This window comes from Methylobacterium sp. M6A4_1b (assembly GCF_053345175.1).
In genome coordinates this window covers 2,501-4,476 of record NZ_JBKEZQ010000064.1, presented here as the reverse complement: position 1 = coordinate 4,476, position 1,976 = coordinate 2,501, and the positions used below count along the sequence as shown (strand labels likewise).

The following is a 1,976-nucleotide window of genomic DNA, read 5'->3' as shown; positions in this document are numbered from 1 at the left end:
CAGGGGCCGCGGTTAGACAACCATATCTACAAGGGTGGTATTTCAAGGATGGCTCCACACAGGCTGGCGCCCATGCTTCAAAGCCTACCACCTATCCTACACATGCCGACACGAATGCCAGCGCAAAGCTACAGTAAAGGTGCACGGGGTCTTTCCGTCTGACCGCAGGAACCCCGCATCTTCACGGGGAATTCAATTTCACTGAGTCTATGCTGGAGACAGCGGGGAGATCGTTACGCCATTCGTGCAGGTCGGAACTTACCCGACAAGGAATTTCGCTACCTTAGGACCGTTATAGTTACGGCCGCCGTTTACCGGGGCTTCGATTCAAAGCTCTCACCTCTCCTCTTAACCTTCCGGCACCGGGCAGGCGTCAGGCCCTATACGTCGTCTTACAGACTTCGCAGAGCCCTGTGTTTTAGATAAACAGTCGCCACCCCCTGGTCTGTGCCCCTCAGTCCTGGTTGCCCAAAACTGAGGCCTCCTTATCCCGAAGTTACGGAGGCAAATTGCCGAGTTCCTTCAGCATAGTTCTCTCAAGCGCCTTGGTATACTCTACCTGTCCACCTGTGTCGGTTTCGGGTACGGTCTCACGTGGAGGCTATTTCCTGGGACCCCTTCACCGCCCGAGCAATCCGATAAGCTCGAACGATTTACAGCATCCGTCACCATCCACTGGCCAGGGAATATTCACCCTGTTCCCATCGACTACGCCTTTCGGCCTCGCCTTAGGGGCCGGCTAACCCTGCGCAGATTAACTTTACGCAGGAACCCTTGGACTTTCGGCGAGAGTGTCTTTCACACTCTTTGTCGTTACTCATGTCAGCATTCGCACTTCCGATACCTCCAGGACCCCTCACGGATATCCCTTCACAGGCCTACGGAACGCTCCGCTACCGCGTGATCCTCGCGGATCACACCCAAAGCTTCGGCTCGTGGCTTGAGCCCCGTTACATTTTCGGCGCAGGAACCCTTGTTTAGACCAGTGAGCTGTTACGCTTTCTTTAAAGGATGGCTGCTTCTAAGCCAACCTCCTGGTTGTTTTGGGATTCCCACATCCTTTCCCACTTAGCCACGAATTGGGGGCCTTAGCTGTTGGTCAGGGTTGTTTCCCTCTCCACGACGGACGTTAGCACCCGCCGTGTGTCTCCCGAGCAGTACTCGTGCGTATTCGGAGTTTGGTTGGGTTTGGTACCGCTGTGGGCGGCCCTAGCCCATCCAGTGCTCTACCCCGCACGGTATTCACTCGAGGCGCTACCTAAATAGCTTTCGCGGAGAACCAGCTATTTCCGAGTTTGATTGGCCTTTCACCCCTAGCCACACGTCATCCAAGACCTTTTCAACGGGCACTGGTTCGGACCTCCAGTGGGTGTTACCCCACCTTCATCCTGCACATGGCTAGATCACTCGGTTTCGGGTCTAAAGCAACGAACTGAACGCCCTATTCAGACTCGCTTTCGCTGTGCCTACACCTACCGGCTTAAGCTTGCTCGTTACTTTAAGTCGCTGACCCATTATACAAAAGGTACGCGGTCACTCAGGACGAACCTTGAGCTCCCACTGTTTGTAAGCATCCGGTTTCAGGAACTGTTTCACTCCCCTCGTCGGGGTGCTTTTCACCTTTCCCTCACGGTACTTGTTCGCTATCGGTCGCTGAGGAGTACTTAGGCTTGGAGGGTGGTCCCCCCATGTTCAGACAGGATTTCACGTGTCCCGCCCTACTCGAGTCCTGGCAATCGTCCGTCCCGTACGGGGCTGTCACCCATCTCGCCGGCCATTCCAGACCGTTCCGGTAAACTAAAGCCAGGCACTGGCCTGATCCGCGTTCGCTCGCCACTACTGACGGAGTCTCGTTGATGTCCTTTCCTCCGGGTACTTAGATGTTTCAGTTCCCCGGGTTCGCTTCAAACCCCTATGGATTCAGGATTTGATACCTTCATCTGACCAACCGTATTGAATGACCACATCGCCCAAGA

The 1,976-nt window shown here is 54.9% G+C and carries 1 rRNA gene (cut by a window edge); it reads right to left on the bottom strand.

Annotated elements, in window-relative coordinates:
• Positions 1-1,976: ribosomal RNA gene (locus ACLBWX_RS22900) — 23S ribosomal RNA — on the bottom strand (its annotated part continues 179 nt past the right edge of the window); the annotation flags it as partial.